19 protein-coding genes are annotated in these 23549 nt (G+C 74.5%); 9 read left to right on the forward strand and 10 right to left on the reverse strand.

The annotated features are described in order from the left end of the window. Positions 1–74: 74 nt before the first annotated feature. The 6 genes from ACGFIR_RS16745 to ACGFIR_RS16770 form a co-directional block, all read right to left on the reverse strand. On the reverse strand, positions 75–1844 hold the full coding sequence (locus ACGFIR_RS16745; RefSeq protein ID WP_393145862.1) for a thiopeptide-type bacteriocin biosynthesis protein: 1770 nt from the start codon (positions 1842–1844) through the stop codon (positions 75–77). A gap of 13 nt (positions 1845–1857) precedes the next feature. Next, a complete protein-coding gene (locus ACGFIR_RS16750; protein WP_393145864.1) occupies positions 1858–4755 on the reverse strand; it encodes a TOMM precursor leader peptide-binding protein in 2898 nt (965 codons plus the stop codon). 16 nt (positions 4756–4771) lie between these two features. Continuing rightward, a complete protein-coding gene (locus tag ACGFIR_RS16755) occupies positions 4772–5905 on the reverse strand; it encodes a lantibiotic dehydratase C-terminal domain-containing protein (RefSeq protein WP_393145866.1) in 1134 nt (377 codons plus the stop codon). A gap of 87 nt (positions 5906–5992) precedes the next feature. After that, entirely contained in the window at positions 5993–8767 is a 2775-nt protein-coding gene (locus ACGFIR_RS16760; RefSeq protein WP_393145868.1) for a lantibiotic dehydratase, read from the reverse strand. Positions 8768–8872: 105 nt separating this feature from the next. Beyond that, positions 8873–9055: a thiopeptide-type bacteriocin gene (locus ACGFIR_RS16765; protein WP_393145870.1), complete on the reverse strand. Its 183-nt coding sequence runs from the start codon at positions 9053–9055 to the stop codon at positions 8873–8875. 330 nt (positions 9056–9385) lie between these two features. Beyond that, positions 9386–10552, reverse strand: coding sequence for a homogentisate 1,2-dioxygenase (locus ACGFIR_RS16770; protein ID WP_393145872.1), 1167 nt, complete (start codon positions 10550–10552; stop codon positions 9386–9388). Between the two features lie 94 nt (positions 10553–10646). Between ACGFIR_RS16770 and ACGFIR_RS16775 the strand changes: the two genes are divergently transcribed. From ACGFIR_RS16775 to ACGFIR_RS16800, 6 genes are all read left to right on the forward strand, one after another. Further along, positions 10647–11522, forward strand: coding sequence for a hypothetical protein (locus tag ACGFIR_RS16775; RefSeq protein ID WP_393145874.1), 876 nt, complete (start codon positions 10647–10649; stop codon positions 11520–11522). A gap of 76 nt (positions 11523–11598) precedes the next feature. Then, a complete protein-coding gene (gene fahA, locus ACGFIR_RS16780) occupies positions 11599–12798 on the forward strand; it encodes a fumarylacetoacetase (protein ID WP_393145876.1) in 1200 nt (399 codons plus the stop codon). Positions 12799–12976: 178 nt separating this feature from the next. After that, positions 12977–13186 carry a DUF397 domain-containing protein gene (locus ACGFIR_RS16785; protein ID WP_392998009.1) on the forward strand — a complete coding sequence of 70 codons (210 nt, stop codon included), beginning with the start codon at positions 12977–12979 and terminating at the stop codon, positions 13184–13186. A gap of 102 nt (positions 13187–13288) precedes the next feature. Beyond that, entirely contained in the window at positions 13289–13768 is a 480-nt protein-coding gene (locus ACGFIR_RS16790; protein WP_393145878.1) for an SRPBCC family protein, read from the forward strand. A 74-nt stretch (positions 13769–13842) separates the two neighbouring features. Then, positions 13843–15096, forward strand: coding sequence for a PQQ-binding-like beta-propeller repeat protein (locus ACGFIR_RS16795; RefSeq protein WP_393145880.1), 1254 nt, complete (start codon positions 13843–13845; stop codon positions 15094–15096). Positions 15097–15154: 58 nt separating this feature from the next. Then, a complete protein-coding gene (locus ACGFIR_RS16800) occupies positions 15155–15397 on the forward strand; it encodes a hypothetical protein (RefSeq protein ID WP_392998012.1) in 243 nt (80 codons plus the stop codon). A 49-nt stretch (positions 15398–15446) separates the two neighbouring features. Here ACGFIR_RS16800 and hisC read toward each other — a convergent pair whose 3' ends face one another. From hisC to hppD, 4 genes are read right to left on the reverse strand one after another with little or no spacing between them, the layout of a single operon-like run. Continuing rightward, complete coding sequence (gene hisC / locus ACGFIR_RS16805; RefSeq protein WP_392998013.1) at positions 15447–16550, reverse strand: histidinol-phosphate transaminase; 1104 nt, start codon at positions 16548–16550, stop codon at positions 15447–15449. After that, positions 16547–17578 (reverse strand): RDD family protein, encoded by a 1032-nt coding sequence (locus ACGFIR_RS16810; protein ID WP_393145882.1) that lies wholly within the window; start codon positions 17576–17578, stop codon positions 16547–16549. Before ACGFIR_RS16810 ends, hisC begins: the two co-directional genes overlap by 4 nt. A gap of 22 nt (positions 17579–17600) precedes the next feature. Beyond that, positions 17601–18326: an RDD family protein gene (locus tag ACGFIR_RS16815; protein ID WP_392998015.1), complete on the reverse strand. Its 726-nt coding sequence runs from the start codon at positions 18324–18326 to the stop codon at positions 17601–17603. An 11-nt stretch (positions 18327–18337) separates the two neighbouring features. Further along, entirely contained in the window at positions 18338–19543 is a 1206-nt protein-coding gene (hppD, locus tag ACGFIR_RS16820; protein WP_393145884.1) for a 4-hydroxyphenylpyruvate dioxygenase, read from the reverse strand. Positions 19544–19749: 206 nt separating this feature from the next. Here hppD and ACGFIR_RS16825 point away from each other — a divergent pair, with 206 nt between their 5' ends. From ACGFIR_RS16825 to ACGFIR_RS16835, 3 genes are all read left to right on the forward strand, one after another. Then, the gene (locus ACGFIR_RS16825) at positions 19750–20238 is read left to right on the forward strand and encodes an Lrp/AsnC family transcriptional regulator (protein WP_392998017.1); all 489 of its coding nucleotides are present in this window, start codon (positions 19750–19752) and stop codon (positions 20236–20238) included. 137 nt (positions 20239–20375) lie between these two features. Further along, positions 20376–21800 (forward strand): PQQ-binding-like beta-propeller repeat protein, encoded by a 1425-nt coding sequence (locus tag ACGFIR_RS16830; protein ID WP_393145886.1) that lies wholly within the window; start codon positions 20376–20378, stop codon positions 21798–21800. Positions 21801–21867: 67 nt separating this feature from the next. Further along, positions 21868–23535 carry a fumarate hydratase gene (locus ACGFIR_RS16835; RefSeq protein ID WP_392998019.1) on the forward strand — a complete coding sequence of 556 codons (1668 nt, stop codon included), beginning with the start codon at positions 21868–21870 and terminating at the stop codon, positions 23533–23535. Positions 23536–23549 lie beyond the last annotated feature (14 nt).

Consider the following 23549-nt stretch of genomic DNA (forward strand, 5'->3'; position numbering starts at 1 on the left):
GTGTCGCCGGGCCGTCGGTATTGCCTGGTCCCGTCGGTGTCGGCTGGTCCGTCGGCTGGCTCGGGGGTCCGTCCTCAGCCGAGGGCGAGGGCGTAGAAGACGCTGGCGTCCAGCCCGTCGAGCAGCAGCAGGTGGTTGAGCTCGTCGTCGAAGAAGCCGCCGAGCGGGGCGGCGGACAGCCCGAGGGCCGTGGCGGCGAGCAGCAGGTTCTGGGCGAGGTGGCCGGCTTCCATGGCGGAGAACCGGTAGCCGCGCAGCCCGTACCGGGCCCTGGCCCGTCGCAGGTCCGCGACCACGAAGAGCCAGAGCGGCACCGTCTCGACGTCGAGCCCGTTCGACCCGGGCGGAACGTCGGTTCCGGTGGGTACGAACTGCGGCGCGACCCGGGCCAGTCGGTCGGTGCCCGGATCGGGTGCCAGCCGCCGGAGGGCGTGCCCCTGCGCCAGGTACTCGTAGAGCGCCGCCCGCACCGAGGCGACCCGCCGGGGAAGCACCAGCAGTCGGGCGGTCGCAAGGGCGCCCGGAGTCGGGTACGCCAGCCGTCGCTGGTCGCTGCCCGGTGGCGAGGTGTCACCCGCCGCGTAGCGCAGCAGCCGGCCCAGGTCCGCCACGTCGGGCTCCCCGCCGCCGAAGTCGTAGCGGGTGCGGCGGTTCAGCAACGCCTCGGCGAGCGCGGTGTCGGCGAGCGCGCCCGGCGTCGGCTCGGGCAGTGCCAGCGTCACGGCACCGGGCGGGAGGGGCCGCCCCGGCGCGGACTCGACCGCACGGGGACGCTGGCTCGGCCACCGCGAACGGACGAACTTCGACCGCTCGTGGTACGCCCGGTCCGGCGCGTCGACCCCGTCGGCGTGGAAATCCGGCGCGGTGGTGACACCCGCAGTCGGCGCGCTGCCGTGCGCGGCGGCCAGTGCGGCGTACGCCAGCGACGCCAACCAGGCGAGATGGCACTCGGCCGGGATGCTCAGCCCGAGGCGGTTGTGCAGCATGTGCAGCTGCGACGAGAGGATGCCGGGCACCGTCCCGCGCAGTCGGCCCTGCCCGTCGAGCGCTCGTAGCCGCTCGACGTAGGCGGCGACCTCGTCCGCCCAGTAGTTCACCGACGTGCCGGCACCCCGGTTCCGCGTGACGATGTCGGCGATGAGCCGCTGCCGGGCCGGGTAGACGGACGCGTCGGCGTGGAAGTCGCGTTCCGCCGCGACCAGCGCCAGACCGAGGTCCTGGCCGTGCGCCTCGGGCACGAGCGTCCAGCCGTTGGCGTAGCCGCGCAGGAACCGGACCGCCTCGTGCCCGGTGAGACCGCTGGCGGTGAGGAACCCGAACAGCAGGTCCACGGTGGTCGACCGGCGCCGGGCGGGCGGTGCGTCGAGCAGCGCGGCGGCGACCCGGCTGGACGCGGCGAAGAGTTCCTCGGCCGCACCGATCGCGTCCGGGCCACCGTACCGGTCGACCTCCGGCCGGTACGGCTGTTCGAGCACCGTGCCGTGCGGGTGCCAGCCCAGCTCCGGCCCACCGCCGGCCCCGTGCCCCGCGTCGGTCTGGTCGGAGGCGTGCACCCCGAACTGGCCGTACCAGTCCGCCGGACGCAGTTCCCGGTCCGGTGGCGGCAGCGTGGCCACCGCCTCGACCAGTCCGGCACGCATCCGCCGTACCGTCTCCGGCGTCGCGTCGGCCACCCGCCAGCGCAGGTGCGGGCCGCCCTCCCAGTACCGGACGAAGAACCACGAGGAGATCTCGCCCCGGGCGAGCAGGTCCGTCGTGGTCGGCACGATGTGCTCCCGCAGCACCGTCTCGGTGCTTCCGGGACCGGCGTGCAGGTGGACGTGCAGGGCGGACCAGCGACCCATGCTCGGCTCTCCTTCAGGGGAACGGGTGGGGCAGGATCAGGTGGTCGGGTGCGGCGAGCCGGGCCTGCCGCAGGCGGGGCAGGTCGACCCGCCGGTTGAGGTGTCCGAAGGTCATCGGCACCGCCCCGGGCGCGAGGACCTTGACGGCGGCCAGCCCGAGGCGTCGTTCGTCCGGCCCGGTCTGGTCCACCACCAGCGGCGGCGTCCCGGCGGCGGCCATCGCGTCGACGACCCGGCGCAGCACCTCGGTCAGGTCGGAGTGCGACCACCGCTCGCGCCAGCCGGCGAAGTGGTCGTCGAGCGGTCGCGCCGGACCGGCGGCGGCCTCGGAGAGCGCGAAGTCGAAGCGGGGCAGGGTCTCCGGCAGCAGGTGCAGGGCGGTGTGGTCGCCCAGGTCGTCCACCAGGTCGGCGTCGGCGAGCATGGCGAGCAGCCGGTCGCGGGGCGGGCGGGCCACCTTCGCCGCGACCGCCACGTTGACCCCGACCTCCAGGATCGCCGCCGCGGCGGCCCGGCGGGGATCGGGATGCGCCCCGGCGGCGGAGAAGGTCGCGCCCCGGTCGGCCCGGTCGGTGACGGCGAGGGCCCAGACAGCCGGTATTCCGACGTCGCTGGTGACGTCGAGCAGGTGCAGCCGGTAGCCCTCCGCCGCGATCCGGTCGGCGAGGTGCCGGGTCAGCGGATCGACGTCGGGCGGCAGCGCCAGAGCCGCTGGCGTACGGCCCGCGTACCAGGTGAGCAGGAAGGCGTCCCGCTCGATCGTCTCCAGGCAGGCGTGCAGGATGGCCTCCTCCAGGCAGCCACCCACCGCGCAGCCGCTGGAGGACTCGAAGAGGAACCGGGCGGTCCCGGCGCGTTCCACGCCGTAGTAGGCCGCGTGCTCCGGCACGAGGACCGGCCGGCCACCGACCAGGTCGTACGCCCACACCCACGACGTGACCGCGTCCGGGGTGTACGGGGCCAGCCGGTACCGGGGGTGGCGGACGGCCTCCGGCTCCGGCAGGCCCAGCCGGGCGGGGTCGACGGCGTCGGCGGCGAGTTCCCGGTAGCTGCCCAGCGTCGTCGTACAGCGGCCCTGCGGGCAGCGCCCGGCCTCCCGTTCGACCGCCTCCAGCAGGGCCAGCACCTGCGCGGTCGGTTGGTCCGCCGCCCGACCGTACCCACCGACCCGACCGGACCGGCCGGGGACGGGCATCTCGGCCGCCGCGAGCGCGAGTGGACCCTGCCGGTCGGAGTGGACGCGCGTGACCGGCCCGTACCGGGGGTCGACCAGCTCGGCGCGGAGTACGGCCAGGTCCGGCGGCTCGGGACGGACCCGTAGGCGCTCGGGTGCGGGCTGCCGCCGGGGGCGCAGGACGATGGTGGCGGCACCGGCCGAGTCGGGTGGCAGGTCCCCGCAGGCCGGACAGTCCGGCACCGCCCGGATCAGGTGCCGGCCGACCGGGCCGTCGCGCACGGCCAGCACGCTGGCGACGCGGGGGTCGGCGTCGTCGGCGAGCTGGCCGGCGACCAGTTCCCCGATCAGCCCCAGCCAGTACGGCGGCAGTGGCAGCGGCCGGCCCTCGGCGAGCAGTGCGGCGGCGCTCCCGGCACCGAGGACGGCCTGATGCCGGGTGTCCGCGCACCGCAGGCAGCCACCGACGCCGGGGCTGCTCAGCGGGCCGATCTCGATCGCCGTCCCGCGCGCCCGCACGGGCAGGTACGCCCTCCCGGCCGCGTGGGCGGCCTGCTGTTCGGCCAGGTGCCGGACCGCCGGCCAGTCCGTCCCGACGCCCACCACCACGGGCCGGTCCGTCCGTCGTCGTACGGTCGAGGTGCTGACGGCGATCGCCCGGACCAGGCGGTCGTCGTCTCCGGTCACCCGTACCGGGCCGTCGTCCGCTGCGCCCGGACCGGGGAGTCCGGTGTCGGGGTCGACCCGTGGCCTGGCGGGCACCGCTCCCGCCGCCGCCCCCGTGCCCGGCACCGGGTCATCGGCGAGTGCCCCGGTGACCGGCACCGGGGCATGGGCGGGTGCCCCGGTGGCCGACGCAGGGGTACCGGCGGATGCTTCAGTCCACGCCGTGAGCGGCCAAGGCTGCCGGGCCGTCGGCTCGCCGACGCGCTGGACACTCCCACCGCGCAGCGACAGCGCCGTGCCGTCGGCGAGCCCGGCCAGCGCGCGTACCACCTCGTGCGCCACCAGGTACGGCAGCAGCCGGTGGGCGGTTGCCGGCCCAGCGGCCTGACCTGCGGCGGCCGTCGCTGCGGTGTTCTGGCCTGCGGTGGCCTGGCCTGTGGCGGCCTGGTCTGCGGTGGCCTGGCCTGTGGCGGCGGGGTGACCGGCCGGGGCCAGCGGGCCGATCAGTGCGCCGGCCGGCCGGATCGTCACCGGCAACACCGCCGGCCGGGAGGAGCCGGGCTGCCGGGTCGCGCCTCCTGGGGGACCGGGCGGCTGCCGGCGCTCGCCGGGGTTCCCCGTGCGTACCCACACGACCAGGTCCGCGTCGTCCCCGGTGGACAGCCCGGATGCGGCCAGCACCGCCCGTACGGCCGGCGGCAGGTCGCCGTCGCCGATGACCGCGACCGTGCGCCGCGACACCGCGTCGAGCGCCCCGGCCGGGTCCGGCGCGAGCCCGGCCAGGAAGGGCGCCAACGGGTGGGTGTCCCGCGCCAACCGGGCGTCGACCAGGACGTCGTGCTCGGCGAGGAGAGCGAGCAGCCAACCCACCGCCCTGGCGGTCCGGTCGGGCAGCCCCAGGGTGGCGGTCGCCGGGTCGAGGCCCCGGCGCAGGAGCGGCTCCAGCCGTTGCCACAGCTCGCCGGCGACCGGCGGGCAGGTCACCACGGAACCGGACCACCAGCCGCCCACGAGGAGCCCGCCCTCGACCGCCCGGACCAGCGCGCCCGGTCGCAGGATCACCTCGCCCACGTCGCCTCCACGCGGGTCATCCGGTGCGGGCGGTGAGCGCGTCCTGCCACGACACGCCGTGGATCTCCTGGGTCGCCTCGGCGAGCAGGTGGGCACCGAGGTACCGCTCCAGCGGCGCGACGTCGCAGAGCGTCAGCAGTTGGTAGAGCATGTTCGTGCAGAACCGGTAGACCTGGAACTCCCGGCTCGCGGCGATCTGTTGGAAGCCCGACGCCTCCAGCGCCTGGTGGTAGGTGCTCGCCCCGCGACGGCTCAGGTCCCACCGGATCGCCGTGGCGTCGTCGAACGAGGTGGTGCGGCGCCGGAACTCGGCGGAGAACGCCCCGTTGAGCGCACCCGCGTCGTACGCCCGCTCGGCGATCCGCCACGCGGCCGCGCTCCAGGCCCGCCACGCCGCCGCCACCGGCTCGGTGGTGTCCGGGGTGGCCCCCTGTCGGACCAGGTCGTGGTACCTCCCGCCGGCCCGCTCGGCGAACGCGGCGAAGCGCGGGCGCAGGAGGTCGTCCCGCTCGCCGAAGAGGAAGTCCTCCAGGTGGGACAGGAAGGTGTGGTAGCCGGAAAGCAGCCGTCCCGGCCAGGTGTCCGCGTGCGCGGCCATGGCGGTGACCACGACGCCCACCCGGGCGGCCTGGGCGTCTCCGACGAGGGCGAGCTGATCGAGCGACACCCGTACCGGAGCCAGCCCGGCGGCGAGGATGTCGGCACGGCAGTCGACCGCGCCCGGCGTACCGAGCAGCGCGGCCAGGGCAGCCTGGTCGCCGTCGGTCACCAGCACCGTGTTGTCCGGCTGGATCGGGTCGTACGGGGGCGGTACGAGTTCGGCCCGCCCGGCCGCCTCGGAGCGGCGCCGCAGCAGCTCCTCGTCGAGCCCGGCGCGGGACGGCGCCACCGCCAGGTGGGCACGGAGCGTCTCGGCGGCGTCGGCGGCGGCCGTGGCCCGGTGCGCCTCGGGACCGCGCAGCCGCAGGCGTACGTGCGGGCCGTGCAGCCAGTGCCGTTCCAGGTGGACGGAGAGCCCGGCGTCGCGCAACCGCTCGGCGACGGGCAGGACGGCGTCGCGCAGCAGCGGTGCCTTGACCTCCTCGTGGTGGTAACACACGACGTCGGTGGTCGGCGTCAGCCCGGTCACGGTCGTGCTCGGCTCGGTCATGGCTCGACTCCACTCGGCTCGGTGGTGCGGTCGGACGGCCAGCGCTCGGACAGGTCCGAGTCGTCACCGACCCCGAGGGTCACGCGATCAGTCACGGGAGGCCGCCGGCAGGTAGGTCTCGACGACCAGTTCGGTGACCCGGTGCGGCCGGTCGTGGCCGGCGGGGCGGGGCAGGGCCTCCTCGACGACCAGCCGGCCGGTGATCCGCCCGAGCCATCGGGGCACACAGCGCAGGTGCAGCGGGCTGGCCAGGTCGACGAACTGCGGCTTGGGCCGGGCGACCGCCTCCCGGAGGCCGGCGATCGCCGGGGGAGGCGGCGGGGCGGGCGGTTGCTCCGACGGCTGCCGGGCCGGGGCGCCGGGGTGCTGCGCGGCGTGGCCTGGTGCCGGCTGCCCGCCGGGCCGGCTGCCCTGGTTGAGGAAGACCTGGTCGGGCAGGTCCCATCCGGCCCGCAGCGCCGCTGCGGCGGCGACCGACGGCGAGCCGAGCCCGCGAAGGTGCCGCTCGGCGCCGTCGTCGAAGCGCCAGCTCCGGCGGGCGAGGACGACGCGGCCACAGCGGAGCCGGTCGGAGACCACCGCCTGTCCGCCCGGACCGGTCACCGTCCGGGTCGCCGCCAGGTGGCGGAGCCCGACCTCGCTGGTGCCCAGGTCGCCCAGCAGCGCGGCCACCCGGGCCGGCAGCGCCGGCGGCGCGAGGAAGCCGAGGTACAACACGTCGAGCAGCTCACCGGTGGCCGGGTCGAGCAGCCGGATCTGGTCGCCGGCCAGGTCGTGCACCAGCTCGATCGAGGAGAGGTCGAGCCCGCCCAGCCGCTGGTCGTCGCCGATGTCCTCGCCGACCAGCAGCGGGTGCAGGTTCGCGTTGAACCCGTGCACCGGCCGGAACTGGGCCACCCGGCCGGGCAGCACCCGGCGGAGCTGGGCGGCGACCGCGTCGCGCATGCCGGTGTCGCCGAAGAGGTCCAGGAAGCGACTGGTGAACCGGCCCCAGCCGCCGTAGATGTGGTTGAGGTGCAGCGACCCGTCCGGGCCGTGCTGGCCGAAGAAGGCGTACGACACCGGCCGGGCCCGTAGCCAGCGGGGCAGCGCCGCGGCCGCCTCGGCGACGAGTCCGGCGCCGATGACGGTCTCCACGCCGTCGTTCCTGCCGTCGGCGCGTACCGCGCGGATCACCTCCTGGCGCAGCGCGGCCAGCTCGGTCAGCTCGGGCACCCGGGCGACCGGACCGCCGGCCAGGAGCCCGTCCGGGGTCACCGTCGGTAGATCGCCGAAACCGGCGCCGACCTCCGCGAAGAACTCACCGAGGTCGGCACAGCGGCCCCCGCGACCGTAGCGTTCGACGAACCGGTGTCGCAGGAGCCGACGCGACACCTGGTCGCTGTCGAACAACAGGGCGAGGCTGGTCAGCGCGGCGAGGTCGGCGGTGTCCGCGGGCCGCCGGGTCAGGCGTGCCGGCCCTGGCAGCACGACGTCCTCGGTGACGGGCGCGTGGGGCGGGGCGGTGGCGCCGAGCTGCTCCAGCGCCTGCTGCCAGCCGGCGCCGATCCGCCGTACGAGCGGGCCACGTCGCGCCGCGTCGACCCCGGCCAGCGACCGGATGTCCTGATCGAGTTGCCGTACCTGGTCGGCGAGGGCGGGCGCACCGGTGTCGCCGAGCCAGTCGGCGACCGCCGCCAGCGCCGCCGGGTCGTGCTCGGTGGTCGGGGGCACCGGGACCAGCAGGCGCTCGTCGCAGAGCTGGGTGACGAGACGCCGTGCGAGGCGTTCGGCCTCGGCGGCGTCAGCGGCGGGGCGTCCGGTGCCCCGGCCGAGGGCCGCCACGAGTTCCGCCGGCGGGTGTCCGCCAGGTGCGGCGCGGAGCACCCGGATGATCGCGGCCAGTGCGGGCCGCAGCGGCATCCGGACGCGCTCCTCCCGGATCACCGGCATGCCGTCGGCGCCGGTCGTCGGGTGCTCCCGGTAGAACACCACGTGCCCGTCGAGCACGCGGGTGCCCGGTGCCAGCCGGTGCGGGATGCGCGGCAGCTGGTCCGGGCGGCTGCTCCCGGCCAGGAAGAGGCTGGCGACCAGGCTGGCGGGAGGACGGGTCACCGCCACCGGTTCTCCCGCCGCCGTCAGGTCCAGGCCCGCCGCGAGGTCTGCCCGGTCGGGCGTGGACTCCGGCGGGGTGAGGACGGCTTCGGCGTCCGGCCAGGGGGCCCAGCCGACTATGGTGAACCAGGACAGCGGGCTGGTCCGGGTGGTGGCCCGCAACGCGTACCGGAGCACGGTGGGTTCGGACTTGCGGCCACGGGCGTCCGGCGCGCCGCCGCGCGCCGCCGTCCGCCGTACCGCCGCCAGCAGTTCGGGGCTGGTCAAGGCGGCCGCCCGACCGAACGGCTCGCTGTCGCACAGCGCGGCGAGCGCGACGCGCTCCTCGACCAGTGCCGCATCCGACCCGGCGTCGAGGGCCTCGGTGAGCCGGTCGACCTCGGCCCGGGCCCGCAACCAGCGCCCCAGCGCCGGCAGCCGGCCGGGCAGGTCGCCGAGCCGGGCACGCAGGTCGCCGGCCGGGGAACGGCCGTTGTGGACGTCGCGCCGCAGCGGCAGCAGGACCGACTGGCGGTACGCCGCGGGCGCCTGACCGCCGAGCCGGTACAGCTCCTCGGTGAGTTCGGGGCCGAGGGTCCGGCACTCGACCAGCCGGTCGACGAGCTCGTCCTGGAGGCGACGCAGGTGGCGTCCGGCCGGTCCGGCCGCCGGCTGGTCCACCGCCGTCCTGCGGATCAGCACGTACGGAGCGACCCGCACCGCCGACGCGACTCGGCCGACCGCTGCCGGAGCCGACGGCGGGGCAGGGGACAGGCGGGTGGTTGTCACGCATTCCTCCGTACGCGGTCGTCGACACCGACCACGGTCGAGCCGGTGGGGCCGGCGGATCGCCGCTGTCGGCGTCCCCGGCCCCACCGGTCGGTTCATGGCCCGTTACTGGGGCAGCTGGACGGCGCAGGAGGAGTAGCCCAGCCACTCCCAGACGACCGAGACGCTCGCCGAGGCGCCGGTCTCCGGCAGGGCCACCGACTCGCGTACGGCGTGCACCTCCAGCAGGTCGGACACCTCGAGGTCGGCCAGGTTGAGGTCTTCGAGGTCGGCCAGACCGGCCGTCATGTCGCGCATGGTGTACTCCGATTCCAGGGGATGTCGTCGACGGAGAGGCGCACTTGTCGATGACAAGATGGACAGTGCGCAAGATGTTAGTCAGCACCGCCCATGAACTATTCGTCCGAGCGTCCAGTCGCCGATGGCCGTACGACGCCCGGCGGCTGACGATCAGAAGGAACTGCGCTCACGCGGCCGATACGCGGGAGGTCGGATGCCTGTGCTCACCGGAGACGCGACCTGCCGGCTGCGGCGCGTCGTCCCGCCCGCCCTCGCACAAAGGAAAGTGCTGCGGCCCGCCCCTGCGGACCGCAGCACCGGTCGACCGGAACCGGGCGCCTAGGGGCGGCGGGCCCACGTCCAGGCGTAGCCGTCGTCCTCGCACGCGGCGGCGGCGTCGCAGAGGTCCAGCGGCCGGAAGGTGTCGACCATGACGGCCAACTCGTCGAAGAAGTCCGCACCGATGGAACGCTCGGCGGCGCCCGGCTGCGGGCCGTGGGTGAAGCCGGACGGGTGCAGCGAGATCGAGCCCTGCTCGATGCCGGAGCCGCGCCGGGCCTCGTAGTTGCCGCCCGTGTAGAAGAGCATCTCGTCGGAGTCGACGTTGTGGTGGTTGTACGGCACCGGGATCGCGTCCGGGTGGTAGTCGACCTTGCGGGGCACGAACGAGCAGATGACGAAGTTCGGGCCCTGGAAGGTCTGGTGCACGGGCGGCGGCTGGTGGATCCGGCCGGTGATCGGCTCGAAGTCGTGGATGGAGAACGTCCACGGGTACATGTGGCCGTCCCAGCCGACCACGTCGAACGGGTGGTTCGCGTAGACGTAGCGCGTCCAACCGCGCCGGTGCCGGACGAGGACCTCCACGTCCTCGTCGTCGACGAGCAGGGGGGTGTCCGGTCCCCGGACGTCGCGCTCGCAGTACGGCGCGTGCTCCAGGAACTGACCGCGTACCGAGAGGTAGCGCTTGGGCGGACCGATGTGGCCCGCCGCCTCGACGGCGAGCAGTCGGGTCGGCGCGTCGCCGGTGGGCACCAGCCGGTGGATCGTCGAGGTGGGGATGACGACGTAGTCGCCGGGCACCGCGTCGAGCACGCCGAACGGGGACTCGACCCGCAGGGTCCCCGACTCCACGTACAGGCAGTGGTCGCCGGTGGCGTCCCGGAACAGTGGGGACGGCCGGTCCGCCAGCACGTACGCGATGCGTACGTCGTCGTTGGCGAGCAGGTACTGCCGGCCGAGCACCGGGTCGGCGCCGGTGCCGTCGAGCTTGTGGGTGCGCAGGTGCCGGGGCTTGAGCGGCAGGTTCGGCACCCGGGTGAACGCCGGCGGGGTGAACTCCTCGGCCGCCACGATCGCGGTCGGCGCGTGCCGGTGGTAGAGCAGGGACGAGTCGGAGGAGAAGCCCTCCTGGCCCATCAGCTCCTCGGCGTAGAGGCTGCCGTCGGGCTGGCGGAACTGGGTGTGGCGCTTGCGCGGCACCTCGCCGACGCTGCGGTAGTAGGGCATCTCGCCTCCCGGTTCGTCCCGTCCACCGATCCCAAGCGTCCGATAATCGGACGCTGTTGTCCGTTCCTTGTAGCGTCCCGTACATTCTTGTCTCGTGTCAACGCAGGTGCCCGCGCTTCTCGACGGCCTCGTCGACGACGCCGCCGTCTTCCCGCCCGGCAACGCGCCGCTGCCCGACGCCGTCGCCGCGCACCGACGGCACCGCGCCGCCTGGTACGCGGACCTGGTCGGCCCGCTCCTGGTCCCGGCCACCCGGCTGCCCGAGCTGGCGGGCCTGCTCGGCGCCGACGAGCGGATCGCGGTCGGCGTGATCGGCGACGTGCCGCTCGACCGGCTCGACGAGGTGCGGGCCACGGCCGACCCGCGCATCCACGTGCGCCTGGTGGAGGCGGCGGTCGCCAAACGCGGCGAGGACCCGCTGCCCGGCCTGACGGAGCTGGTGGCGCTGGCCCGCCGCGCCGGTGGTGCCGGGCCGGCCGCCCTCGACGCCGTCCACGCCGAGCTGCCGCTCACGTTCGGGCTGATGGGGGCGCTGGACGCCCTCGCCGCCGCCCGTGCCGACGGCGTGCCGATCGCCGCGAAGTTCCGCACCGGCGGGCTGGCCGCCGAACTGTTCCCCACCCCGGCGGAACTCGCCGCCGTGATCTGCGCCTGCCGGGACCGGAACGTGCCGTTCAAGCTGACCGCCGGGCTGCACCAGGCGGTCCGGCACCTCGACCCGGAGACCGGGTTCACACACCACGGCTTCGTCAACGTGCTGGCGGCGACGCTGGCCGCCGCCGGGGGCGCCACCGTGGCGCGGGTCGCCGAGCTGCTGACGGCGGCCGACCCGCGCCCCCTTCTCCAGCACGCCGAGGCCGGGCTGGACGCGCCGCGCCCGCTGTGGATCGGCTTCGGCTCGTGCAGCATCCTGGAGCCGCTGACCGATCTGATCCGGCTGGGGCTGGTGAACGGGGGTTTTGCGGCATGAGCGGGCGGCAGCGAGCGAATCGTCAAGGCAGGTCGGTGGTGCCTCAGGGCGACACGGAGCGAAGCGGAGGATCGACATGAGCTGGGTGACGGGTGCGGAGGGTTCGCCGTACGGGGTGGCGAACCTGCCGTACGGGGTGTTCCGCCGCGCGGAGGGCGCCCCGCGCGTCGGCGTACGCATCGGGGACTTCGTGCTCGACCTGGCCGGCGCGGAGGAGGCCGGCCTGGTGCTGGCCGCCGGGGCGCTGGGCCGGCCCACCCTCAACGACTTCATGGCCCTCGGACGCCCACAGTGGACGGCCGTCCGCCAGCGGGTGACCGAGCTGCTCACCGACGCCGTTCACCGGCCGGCGGTGGAGCCGCTGCTGGTGCCGCTGGCCGAGGTGCGGATGCAGCTGCCGTTCGAGGTGGCCGACTACGTCGACTTCTACTCCTCCGAGCACCACGCCTCCAACGTGGGCCAGATCTTCCGCCCCGGGCAGCCGCCGCTGCTGCCCAACTGGAAGCACCTGCCGATCGGCTACCACGGCCGGGCCGGGACGGTCGTCGTCTCCGGCACCCCGGTGGTGCGACCGAGCGGGCAGCGGGCCACCCCGCAGGGCCCGGTCACCGGGCCGTCCGTACGCCTCGACATCGAGGCCGAGGTCGGCTTCGTGGTCGGCGTGCCGAGCCCGCTGGGCGACCGGGTCCCGGCCGACGACTTCGCCGACCACGTCTTCGGCGTCGTGCTGGTCAACGACTGGTCGGCCCGCGACATCCAGGCCTGGGAGTACCAGCCCCTCGGCCCGTTCCTGGGCAAGTCCTTCGCCACCTCGGTCTCGGCCTGGGTGACCCCCCTGGACGCGCTGGCCGACGCCTTCGTCCCCGCCCCCGACCAGGACCCACCGGTCGCCGACTACCTGCGTGACGTGCCGCACCTCGGGCTGGACCTGCGCCTGTCGGTGCAGTGGAACGGCGAGCGGGTCAGCGAGCCGCCCTTCGCCACCATGTACTGGACGCCGGCGCAGCAGTTGGCCCACCTGACCGTGAACGGCGCCTCGCTGCGCACCGGCGACCTCTACGCCTCGGGCACCGTCTCGGGCCCGGAGCGGGGACAGGTCGGCTCGTTCCTGGAACTCACCTGGGGCGGCAACGAACCGGTGAAGTTCGCCGACGGCGGGACCCGCACCTTCCTCGAGGACGGCGACACGGTGACCATCACCGCCACCGCGCCCGGTCCGGACGGCACCACCATCGCCCTGGGCGAGGTGACGGGGAAGGTCCTCGCCGCCCGCTGACCCACCTTCCGATCATCGACGGTCCCCGGTCGCACAGTTGGTGCGACCGGGGACCGTTTCTGCCGCGTTGATCGTCGCGGATTCCGTTGCCATGCCGCGCCGGGGTCGGGCCGGATGCCCCCGTCCGGTTCCGGACCCGGCCGCCGGTTGGCGCACCGACGACAGGAAGGTGACGACGATGAACGATCTCCCGGGCGCGGTCTGGCGCACCAGCAGCCGCTCCAACGACCAGGGCCTCTGCGTGGAGGTGGCGGACAACCTGGTCGAGGCCCTCGGCGTGGTGGGCGTACGCGACTCCAAGGACCAGGCGGGCCCCACGCTGGCGGTCAGCCCCCCGGGGTGGACGGCCTTCGTCGGCGCGATCCGGGCCGGCCAGTTCGGTCGCTGACGGCTCGACCGAGCCCGATCGGGGCTCCCGGCGGTGGAATTTCCGCTCCGGGGGCCCCGCCGCGCGCTCACCCGGCGTACCGTCGACGCCACGGGAGGTGGCATGTCGACGGTGGCGGTCACGGAGTTCGTGGAGGCGCACGACGTCGACCTCTGGCGGCTGCTGACCGATCTGACCACCCGCACCCGGCGCTTCACCGGGCCGGTGGAGGTGCTCACCTCCGGCCCGTTCGGCCCGGGCACCGCGTGGCGGGAGACCCGTGTGCAGCCCGACGGCACCGCGCTGGTCGAGGAGTTCGTCGTCATCGAGGCCGAGCCGCCCCGACGGCTGGTGCTGGGTTCCCGGGGCGCCGGCGTTGACTACCGCATCACCTGGGCGCTGCGCCCGGTCGAGCGGCGTCGCCGGGGCTGCACGGCCGTCACCGTGGAGCAGGAGTCGGTGCCGACCGCCCCGTACGGCCGGGTGGTGGCCCTGCTGCTCGGCGGGCTGGCGGCCCGGGCGGTCGAGCGCGCGCTGCGACAGGATCTCGCCGACCTGGCCGCCGCCGCCGCGGCGGCGGACGGCGCGGCCGAGGCGGCCTGAGACGCCCCGCCCGCCGGTGACCTGACAGGGCCCGGACCGGCCCCGCTGGGTAGGGTGCCGGGCGGAGGTGCGCCATGGGGTTCCCGAACGGCCGGCGGCGGATCGCGGTGGCGGTCGCGGCGCTGCTCGCCACCGTCGCCGTCGCGGCGACGGTCTACCGGGTGCTCGCCCCCGCCGAGGTCAGCACGCCCGCCCGCGCCGAATATCCGTCGGCCGCGTCCCCCGCCGCCGGCGTGGTCGGCCGGCTCCCGGTCGCCCCGCTCATCGTGGACGGCCGGCTGCGGGTCTACGCGGCCCACCGCCAGGTCTACGCCGACCGGCCGGTCGACGGCCGGCACCGGACCACCCCGTACTGGTCGTACCGCCGCTGGCCGGCGACCCTCGACGGGGTCGTGGCGAGCGGGACGACGGTGGTGACCCGCTGGTCGGACGGCGAACTGGTGGCGCTGGACGCGCGGACGGGCCGGGTCGCTTGGCGCGCGGACGGGCCGGCGCCGGTCGGGGAGCGGGTAGTTCGCCGCACCGGCGCGGCGACGGTCTGGGACCCCCGGGGGGTGGTCCTGGCGCCCGCGCCCGACGGCCGGCAGGTGGTGGTGGCGTCCGGGGCGCAGCGGGTGCGGGCCGTCGACCTTGCCGACGGCCGTGAGCTGTGGCGGGCCGACGTGGACTCCGGGTGCCGTGACGTGGTCGGCAGCACCGCGTCCGGACAGCTGATCACTGTGGACGCCTGCGCGGGGCCGGCGGTGCTGGAGTTCCGCGACGCCGGCACGGGCGTGGTGGGGGCCCGCTGGCGGCCGGCCGGACCCGGCGAGGAGCTGGTGGCGACCCCGCTGGGCTGCGCCGCCGGCCGGGCCGGGTGCACCGGTCTGCGGACGTCCGCACCGGGCGACGACGCGGGTCGGGGTTGGCTGCTCGGCGCCGGTGAGCCCACCGCCGCGCCGGCCCTGGACCGCCCGGACGCCGCGCTCGTCGGCGGCACGGCCGTGGCGGTCGTGGACGGGGTGGTGGTCGGCCGTTCGGCGCGTACGGGCGCGGAACTGTGGCGGCGTCCCGGGCCGTCGCAGGTGCGGCTGCTCGCCGTCCAGCCCGACCGGGTGCACCTGCTGACGACGACGAACGACCTGCTGACACTGGATCCGGCGACAGGGGCGCAGTTGTCCTTCTTCGCGTTGAACGCGGGCTCGGACGGGGTCGGTTGGGCACCCGGCGCGGCGTACGCGGCCGACGGGTTCGTGGCTGTGGAGCGGCTCCGCGAGCCGGTCGATCCGACGGGGGACGACCAGCGCTACTACTTGACCTCGGAGCCGCTGATCCTCGCGTCGACGTGAAACGCCGGGCCGGTCCGGCTGCTCGACAAAACGGACATAAGTTATTTATAGTCCCACTGTGCGTCTCCTGGCGGCCCTGTTGGGCGCGATTCTCATCCTCGTCACCGCCTCGCCGGCCGACGCGGCGCCGTCCCACCGGACGGTCCGGCTGGCGCGGACGGTAGGGGTGGACATCACCGTGCCGGCCTCGGTCGACTTCGGCAACGGGTTCACCGGTGGCGCGCTCACCAGGCAGCTGGGCGCGGTCGAGGTGCGCGACGTACGCGGCCCGACCGACCTCAACTCGGTGGAGGCCGCCTGAGAGTCCGGTCCGGTCCGCGAGGGGATGGCGGACCGGACCGGCGCCCGCCTCAGGCCAGCGCGGCCTCGGCCGCCGCCAGGAAGGCGTCGTTCTCGGCCGGGGTGCCGATGGTGACCCGCACCCCGTCGCCCGCGAACGGCCGGACGATCACGCCCCGCGCCTCGCACGCCTTGCCGAAGTCCACGGCCCGGTCACCCAGCGGCAGCCAGACGAAGTTGGCCTGGCTGTCCGGCACGTCCGGAACGAGCTTGCGCAGCGCCTCCGTCACCCGGTCCCGCTCGGCGACCACGAGGGCGCACCGCCGTCGTACCTCGTCCTCCTGGGCCAGCGCGGCGAGCGCGCCCGCCTGCGCGGCCATGTTGCTGGAGAACGGCGTCACGACCTTGCGCACGGCCGCCGCCACCGCCGGCTGGGCGATGAGGAAGCCGATCCGCAGGCCGGCCAGGCCCCAGGCCTTGGAGAGCGTCCGCAGCACGACCACGTTCGGCCGGTCGAGGTAGGTGAGGCCGTCCGGCACCTCCGGGTCGGTGACGAACTCGCGGTACGCCTCGTCGATCACGACCAGCACGTCCTCGCCGACCGCGTCGAGGAACCGGTCCAGCTCCGCCCGGCGTACGGACGTGCCGGTCGGGTTGTTCGGGTTGCAGACCACGATAAGTCGGGTCCGGTCGGTGACGGCCGCCGCCATCGCCGCCAGGTCGTGCCCGTGCCCGGCGTCGTTGGGCACGCGCACGCTGGTCGCGCCGCTGGTCGCCGCGATGATGGGGTACGCCTCGAAGGAGCGCCACGCGTAGAGGAACTCGTCACCGGGCAGGCAGGTGGCCCGCACGAGGTGCTCGGCCAGCGCCACCGACCCGCAGCCGGTGGCGATCCGGTCGACGTCCACGCCGTACCGCGCGGAGATCGCCTGGCGCAGCGCGAGCACGCCCATGTCCGGGTAGCGGTGCACGCCGGCCGCGGCCTCGGCGACGGCCTCCACCACGCCGGGCAGCGGCCCGTACGGCACCTCGTTGCTGGCCAGCTTGATCGCCTCGGGCAGGCCCAGCTCGCGGGCGAGGTCGGCCGGGCTGCGGCCGGGCACGTAGTTGGGCAGCGAGTCCAGGTCGGCGCGGGTCAGCCGCAGCTCCGGCTGGTGACGTCCGGGGTCGGTCATGGGGTGTCTCCCGAGGGGTCGGTGCGGTCGTCGGGGGTGCGGTCGTCCGGGGCGCGGTCGTCCGGGGTGGTGCGCCCGTCGGTGGTGCGCCCGTTCGTGGTGGTGCGGTCGGCGCGGGGGAGCTGGACCACCACGGTCTGCGCCCGCTTGTCGTGCAGCGCCTGCCGCAGCGGGTGGTCGAAGAGCGGGGAGAGCGCGTCGACGAGCTGGAGCAGCAGGCCCAGGCCGCAGCAGTACCAGAGCAGGGTGGGCAGGCCGAGGGTGTTCCACCGGCGCAGTGCCCGGCCGAAGCCGAGCGGCTCGTCCGCGCTCATCGGCAGCACCTTGACGCCCACCAGCCGCTTGCCGAAGGTCTGCCCGCCCGAGGCCATCGTGGGCACCTCGTACGCGAGCCAGAGCGCGGTGGCGATCAGCAGGATGACGACCTGTAGGCCGCCGGCCTGTTCGCTGGGCTGCGGCAGGCCCTCGGTGGAGCTGTCACCGGCCATCGCCCGCCGGAACACCTCCCGCCAGTACGGCGTGACCTCCTGCACCAGCCGCCAGACGAACCAGCCGTTCACGACGGCGTTCAGCGCGAAGACGATCACGAAGTCGATCAACCGGGCGACGAGTCGGGCGCCGAACCCGGCCAGGGGAAGCCCGTGCGGACGGGGCTCCGGCGGTCGTCCGGGCCAGCCACCCGGCGGCCAGCCGGGCGGGGGACCCCCACCGGGCGGCCAGCCGGGCGGTGGGCCCTGCGGCTGGCCGGGTGCCTGCGGGTGGCCGGGTCCCTGCGGCGGCTGCCAGGGATAGTGCTGGCCCGGGTACGGCTGGCCCGGCAGCGGTTGCCCGGCTGCGGGGGCACCCGGTGCGGAGACCGGAGCCGGGGGTGACGTCGGGGCGGGCGCGGGCGGCGGCTCGGCCGGCGGCGGGCCCTCGGGCGGGACGTCGTCGACGGGGATCGGCGCGCCGATCCAGCCCTCGCCGTCCCAGTAGCGTCGGGTGTCCGGATCGGCCGGGTCGACGTACCAGCCCGGTTCGACGCTCATGGCCTGGCCTCGCTGCGCTCGCTCACGCAGACACCTTAACGACGACGGTACCGGCGAACTTGTCGTGGAGGCACTGCTGCCAGGGCTTGTCCCACAACTGCCAGAGCCCGTCGAGGTAGCTGAGGCCGGGCAGGAAGCCGGCCGCCACGTACTGCACGGCGTACCGCTTGCCGGCCATCCGCCGGTCCAGCGTGGCGGCCGGGTCGAGCGGCACGATCCGCAGCTTCATCACCTTCTTGCCGAAGGTCTGCCCGGTCCGCTTCATGTATTCGACGTGGTAGAGCCAGTAGAGCCCGAGCAACACCACCAGCAGGCCCAGTTCGAGCAGCAGGATCGGCAGCAGCAGGTCCGTCAGGAGCCACGCGGGGTCGGGCTCGGCGAGGGTGCCGTCCGGGTTGGTCCGGGTCATCTCGGGCGTCACGTTCCAGAGCAGGAGCACGACCGCCGGCAGGAAGAGGGCCATCCCCACCAGCGCGCTCAACGCGCCGTCGATCAGCGCGGCGAGCAGCCGGTCACCGAAGCTGGCCAACGGCTGCCCGCCCGGTCCGAGCGCCGGAGCCGGACGGGGCGGGCCGGCCCAGCCCGGGGGCGGTGGGGTCCAGCCCGGGGGCGGGACCTGACCGGGCGGGGCGTGCTGCGGCGGCACCGCGTACCCCTGGTTGGCGGGACCGGACGGCGGCGCGAAGCCGCCGGCGGCGGGCGGGGGCCCACCGGCCGGCGGCGTCGGGTACGTCGGAGGCTGCGTCACGCTCGTCAGTGTTACAGGTTGCCGCGCGCTTCCTGCTCCCGCTCGATGGCCTCGAAGAGCGCCTTGAAGTTGCCCTTGCCGAAGCCGAGCGAGCCGTGCCGCTCGATCAGCTCGAAGAACACCGTGGGCCGGTCCTGGACCGGCTTGGTGAAGATCTGGAGCAGGTAGCCGTCCTCGTCCCGGTCCACCAGGATCTTGCGGGCCTTCAGCTCCTCGATCGGCACCCGTACCTGGCCGATCCGGGCGCGCAGCTCCGGGTCGTCGTAGTACGAGTCCGGGGTGTCCAGGAACTCGACGCCGGCGGCGCGCATGGCGTCGACGCTGGCCAGGATGTCGTTGGTGGCCACGGCGATGTGCTGCGCGCCCGGGCCCTGGTAGAACTCCAGGTACTCGTCGATCTGCGACTTCTTGCGGGCGATCGCGGGCTCGTTGAGCGGGAACTTCACCTTGCGGGTGCCGTTCGCGACGACCTTGCTCATCAGGGCCGAGTAGTCGGTGGCGATGTCGTCGCCGATGAACTCGGCCATGTTCGAGAAGCCCATGACGCGCTTGTAGAACTCGACCCACTCGTCCATCCGGCCGAGCTCGACGTTGCCGACCACGTGGTCGACGGCCTGGAAGAAGCGCTTCGGCTGGAGGCCGGCGTCGATCATCGGCTGCCGGTCCACGATCGGGCCCCGGGCCACGAACCCGGGCAGGAACGGGCCGGTGTAGCGGGACCGGTCGACCAGGGTGTGCCGGGTGTCGCCGTACGTCGCGATGGCGGCCATCCGTACGGTGCCGTGCTCGTCGCTGACGTCGTGCGGCTCGCGCAGGCCGGTGGCGCCCCGCGCGGTGGCGTGCGCGTACGCGGCGTCGACGTCCGGCACCTCCAGCGCGATGTCGGAGACGCCGTCGCTGTGCTTCGTGACGTGCTCGGCGCCCTCGGCGTCCGGGCGGACCGCGCCGGTGAGCACGAACCGGGCCGAGCCGCTGGTCAGCACGTACTGGGCGTGGTCACGGTAGCCCTGCTCCGGGCCCCGGTACGCCACGCAGGTCATGCCGAACGCGGTCGAGTAGTAGTGCGCGGCCTGCTTGGCGTTGCCGACCAGGAAGTGCACGTGGTCGAGGCCCTTGACGGGGAACGGGTCGCGGCTGATGTCGTGGTCGACGGCGCCGACGAGCACGTCGACGTCGATGTCGTCGATCGCCTGGGGTCGGTCGATCGCCTGGGTCATCGCGGTCTCCCTCACGTTCCGGTCGGCCTCGTGGCCGCCGCCGTCGGTCGTGTGCGGTGCTGCTGCTGGTGCGGTGCGGTGTCGCAGCGCCGTGGTGCTGTGTCGTGGTGCTGTGCTGCTGTGGCGAGGATCGCCGTGAAGTGCCGTACTGGGCAACTGTCGTGCCAATGCCTGGTCAGGTTGCGCATTAAGTAGAGTGCAACGGCATGAGTGCTGGTCAGGTTGTGCAGCTGGACGTCCTTGACGCGCGGTTGATCGAACTGCTCGCGGAGGAGCCGCGGATCGGGGTGCTGGAGTGCTCCCGGCGCCTCGGGGTCGCCCGGGGCACCGTGCAGGCCCGGCTGGACAAGCTCGTCGAGCGGGGCGTCATCTCAGGCTTCGGGCCGGAGATCACCCCGGCGGCCATCGGGTTCGGGGTGACCAGCTTCGTGACGCTGGAGATCAGCCAACGGCACGGGCACCACCGGGTCGCCGCGCACCTGGCCGCGATCCCGGAGGTGCTGGAGGCGCACACCATCACCGGATCCAGCGACCTGCTCTGCCGGATCGTGGCCCGCTCGAACACCGACCTCCAGCGGGTGATCGACCAGATCGTCTCGTACGAGGGGATCCGCCGCGCCTCGACGATCATCGCCCTGGCCGAGCAGATCCCGTACCGCACCCTTCCCCTGGTCCGCTCCGCCGCCCAGCGCTGAGGAGGGTGTGCGGAAGGGCCATTCCTGGACGAGAGGCGACAGGCGGGGCCCTTCCATACACCCGGAGCGTGGAGAAAGGGCGGCGACACGGCGGCACGGGAGGGCGGCGGCGCGACGGTCGTCGCTACGGTGTGCGTGTGGCGAAGGCGGGCGGCCTCGGGGGGTGGCGTGGCGGGCTGCTGCTCGCGCTCGTCGTGGTCGTCGCGCTCGCCGCGACCGGAGTGTGGAACCCGTTCCCCGGGATGTGGGACTGGGTGAACCGGAGCCAGCCCATCTCCGAGCCGGACGTGGTCTGGCAGCAGCGCGTCGGCGGCACCCCGCGCAGCGTGACCATCGCCGGCGACACCGTCGTGGTCGAGCAGCGCACCCGCGTGGAGGCGCGCAGCCTGGCCACCGGCGCCCAGCTGTGGGAGCGCAAGGCCGACTGGTCCGCGGTGGCCGGCGGCGACCGTGACCCGGTCGTCGTCGTGGGCAAGCTGCTGGTGAAGGGGTACGAGGTACTGGACCCGGCGACCGGCGCCACGCGGCGGCGCAACGGCGACGCGGTGGCCGTCTGGACGTACCGCAACATGCTGCTCGACGCCCGCTGCGTCGACGCCACCGACTGCACGGTGAGCGCCTGGGACCCGCGCGGCACCGCCCCGCTCTGGACGGCCTTCGTGCCCGGCGTACGCAGCGGGCTGCTCGGCGACAACCCGGGGCTGCTCGACACCCGCCGCCTCGACGCCGTGCGGATCGACGACGAGGTGGCCGGTCCCGAGCCCGTACCGGCGTTGCTCGGGTTCCCCATCGACGGCCGGGTGCACGTCCTCGACACCGCCACCGGGCGGGTGCTCCAGGACGTCGAGCCCGGCCGCGACGAGCGGCTGTCGGTGGTCGGCGGCCGGCTGCTGCGGATCACCGCCCGCTCGCAGGACGGCACCTGCTACTTCGCCATCTCCGGCCGGGACCCGGCGACCGGCCAGGAGACGTGGCAGCGCACCGGCATCAACCTGCGGACCGCCGACAACGCCGGCTGCGCGCAACGGGAGGACCCGCACGGCGCGCGCAACGTGCTGATCGGGGTGGCCCCGGACGCCCGCGAGGCGGTCCTCGACGGCTACGACGGGCGGCTGCTGCTGGTCACCAACGCCGGGGAGCGGCTGCTCGCGGTCGACGACCGGTACGCCCTGGTCCGGCCGGCCGACAAGCGCGCGGTCGTCGGCCGGGAGCTGGGCGCCGGGCGCGTCCGGTGGACCCGTCCCGCCGGGGCGAAGGCCGGTGCCGCGCTCACCCCGTACGCGGCCGTGATCGCCGACGAGAAGCCGTCCCGGCTGGTGGCGCTGGACCCGCGCACCGGGCGGGAGCTGGCGAGCCTGCGTACCTCCGCCAACGCCCTCGCGGTCGGCCCGGGCGGCATGGTCATCGGTGAGGGGCGGGAGATCGGCTACGTCCGCTTCGGCGGCGCGCCGGGCGCTCCCGTTCCGCCCCGGGACGGCGGCGTACCCGGGCCCGGCGGCACGGCGGGGGTCCCCGGGCCGGCGGACAGCTGCGGACCGAAGCGGGAACTCTGCCCCGGGTGAGAGCGTCGTCCCAGGACCCACCCGGCGGGTGGGACTGATCGACCCTTCTGCCCTAGGCTTTCGGCTCATGAGCAGTGCCGCCGCGTTCTCGTACGCTCCCTTGCTGCCGACCGGTCCGGACCAGACGGAATACCGCCTGGTCACCGACGAGGGCGTCGACGTCGTCAACGGCCCGGGGGGTCGTCGGTTCCTCACCGTGGAGCCGACCGCGCTCACCGCGCTGACCGCCGAGGCCATGCACGACATCGCGCACTTCCTGCGCCCCGCGCACCTGGCCCAGCTGCGGGCGATCATCGACGATCCGGCGGCCTCGCCGAACGACCGGTTCGTCGCGCTCGACCTGCTGCGCAACGCCAACATCGCGGCCGGCGGCGTGCTGCCGATGTGCCAGGACACCGGCACCGCGATCGTGATGGGCAAGCGTGGCCGGCACGTGCTCACCGACGGCAGCGACGCCGAGGCCGTCTCGCGCGGCGTCTACCAGGCCTACACCCGGCTCAACCTGCGCTACTCGCAGCTCGCCCCGCTGACCATGTGGGAGGAGCGCAACACCGGCAGCAACCTGCCGGCCCAGGTCGAGCTCTACGCGGAGGACCCGGACGGGCAGCCCGACGCGTACAAGTTCCTCTTCATGGCCAAGGGCGGCGGTTCGGCCAACAAGTCGTACCTCTACCAGGAGACCAAGGCGCTGCTGAATCCCACGCGGATGATGCAGTTCCTGGAGGAGAAGCTGCGGCTGATCGGCACCGCCGCCTGCCCGCCGTACCACCTCGCCATCGTCATCGGCGGCACCTCCGCCGAGTACGCCCTGAAGACCGCCAAGTACGCCAGCGCCAAGTACCTCGACGCGCTGCCCACCTCCGGCTCGATGACCGCGCACGGCTTCCGGGACCTGGAGCTGGAGGCGGAGGTGCTGGAGCTGACCCGCAACTTCGGCATCGGCGCGCAGTTCGGCGGGCGCTACTTCTGCCACGACGTACGGGTGGTGCGGCTGCCCCGCCACGGCGCCTCCTGCCCGGTGGCGATCGCCGTCTCCTGCTCGGCGGACCGGCAGGCGGTCGCCAAGATCACCCCGTCGGGCGTGTGGCTGGAGCGCCTCGAGACCGACCCGGCGCGCTACCTGCCCGACGTCACCGACGAGACCCTCGACGCGTCCGAGGTGGTCCGTGTCGACCTCAACCGGCCGATGGACGAGATCCGCGCCGAGCTGTCGAAGTACCCGGTGAAGACCCGGCTGTCGCTGACCGGCCCGCTCGTCGTGGCCCGCGACATCGCGCACGCCAAGATCGCGGAGCGGCTGGACGCCGGGGAGCCGATGCCGCAGTACCTGCGCGACCACGCCGTCTACTACGCCGGCCCGGCCAAGACGCCCGAGGGCTACGCGTCCGGCTCGTTCGGCCCGACCACCGCCGGGCGGATGGACGCGTACGTGGAGAAGTTCCAGGCCGCGGGCGGCTCCCAGGTGATGCTCGCCAAGGGCAACCGCTCCGCCCAGGTCACCCGCTCCTGCCAGCAGCACGGCGGCTTCTACCTCGGCTCGATCGGCGGCCCGGCCGCCCGGCTCGCCCAGGACTGCATCAAGCACGTCGAGGTCCTGGAATACCCGGAGCTGGGCATGGAGGCGGTCTGGAAGATCCAGGTGGAGGACTTCCCGGCCTTCATCGTGGTCGACGACAAGGGCAACGACTTCTTCGCCGAGGTCACCAAGCCGGTGCTGACGGTCGGTCGCCGCTGATCCCCGCGTACGCG

The organism is Micromonospora sp. NPDC049051 (assembly GCF_043197575.1).
Lineage (GTDB): Bacteria > Actinomycetota > Actinomycetes > Mycobacteriales > Micromonosporaceae > Micromonospora.